The sequence below is a fragment of the Marinitenerispora sediminis genome (genome assembly GCF_003336425.1).
GTDB lineage: Bacteria > Actinomycetota > Actinomycetes > Streptosporangiales > Streptosporangiaceae > Marinitenerispora > Marinitenerispora sediminis.
Genome location: NZ_QEIO01000311.1, coordinates 1 through 1,246, shown reverse-complemented (window position 1 = coordinate 1,246; position 1,246 = coordinate 1). Strand labels below are relative to the sequence as shown.

Annotated in this window: 2 protein-coding genes; one reads left to right on the top strand and one right to left on the bottom strand. The window is 77.0% G+C overall.

The genetic code is table 11. The features are described from left to right. A partial coding sequence (locus DEF28_RS26525) for an alpha/beta fold hydrolase (RefSeq protein WP_220270090.1) occupies positions 1–691 on the top strand: 691 nt, incomplete at its 5' end. A 12-nt stretch (positions 692–703) separates the two neighbouring features. On the opposite strand, the gene DEF28_RS26520 is transcribed toward DEF28_RS26525, so the two are convergent. Beyond that, on the bottom strand, positions 704–1,084 hold the full coding sequence (locus tag DEF28_RS26520; protein WP_233515559.1) for a DUF3037 domain-containing protein: 381 nt from the start codon (positions 1,082–1,084) through the stop codon (positions 704–706). Positions 1,085–1,246 lie beyond the last annotated feature (162 nt).

Below are 1,246 nucleotides of genomic sequence, written 5' to 3'. Positions count from 1 at the left end.
GGCCGGACCGGAGGCGGGAGGAACCGACATGCGCGGCGCGCGGACATGGGCGGTGGAGGCGGCGGGGCCGTGGCTGACGGCGCACGGCGCCTGCGAGGACGTCCGGGCGGTGGCGCTGCTCGTACACGGCGGGCTGGAGGACAGTACCGGCGGAACCTGGATCTGGGAGCCGGCCGTGCTGCGCATGGTGCCGTTCGCCCGGGCGCTGTCCCGGGCCGGCCGGACGCACGGTCTGGCGGTGCTGCGGCTGCGGCTGCGGCTACGCGGCTGGAACGGGGCGGCGGCGGACCCCGTCGCGGACGTGCGGGCGGCGCTGCGTGCGGTCCGGTGCAGGTTCGGCGCGGTGCCGGTCGTGCTGCTGGGGCATTCGCTCGGCGGGCGGGCCGCGGTCCGGGCGGCCGGGGCGGCCGCGGTCCTGGGCGTGCTGGGGTTGGCGCCGTGGCTGCCGGACGGGGAGCCGGTGGCGCAGCTGCGCGGACGGCATCTGCTGGTGGCCAACGGCGTCTTCGACCGGCACACCCGGCCGGCGGAGTCGCGCGCGTACCTGCGGCGGGCGCGGCAGGTGGCGGCGAGCGCGGACTTCCTGCCGGTGTACCTGGACGCGCATCCGATGCTGCGGGTGCGGCGGTGGAACGAGGTGGCGGTGGCGTTCACCGGCGCGGTGCTGGGGTGGCGGGACGCCTGCGGGTGAGGGCCGGCCGGTTCACCGGACCAGCAGGTCGAGCAGGCGCCGGAGCTCGGCGTCGGGGTCGGCGGTGAGGCCGGTGTGGACGGGGCCGGGCTGGACGACGGTGCTGCGGGGGGCGGTGAGCCAGCGGAACCGGCGTCCGGGGTCCTGTCCGGCGGCCGGTCCGGCGGTGCGCTCGGCGGCGCAGACGCCCTCGATGGTGCGCAGCGCCCGCCGGATGCCGGGGAGGTCGGCGTCGGGGTCGAGGGCGTGCAGGCGGTCGGTGTCGAGGTAGCAGCGCGCGGCGAGGTAGTCGCAGGTCTGGCAGTAGAGGATGACGCCGGCGTTGAGCCGCTCGCCGCGTTCGAGGCGCGGGATGACGCGGATCAGCGCGTACTCGAAGGGGGCGCGGTTCACTGTGCCACCTCCGGGAGCCAGGCGCGGTCGGTGGCGCGGGCGAGGAGGTGGGCGGTGTAGGCGTCGCGGACGTCGTCGGGGCCGGTGAATCCGGGTTCGTCGACGAGCCATTCGTCGGGGACGAGGGCGGTGACCTCGTGGAGGAGGTCGGGGGTGATGAGG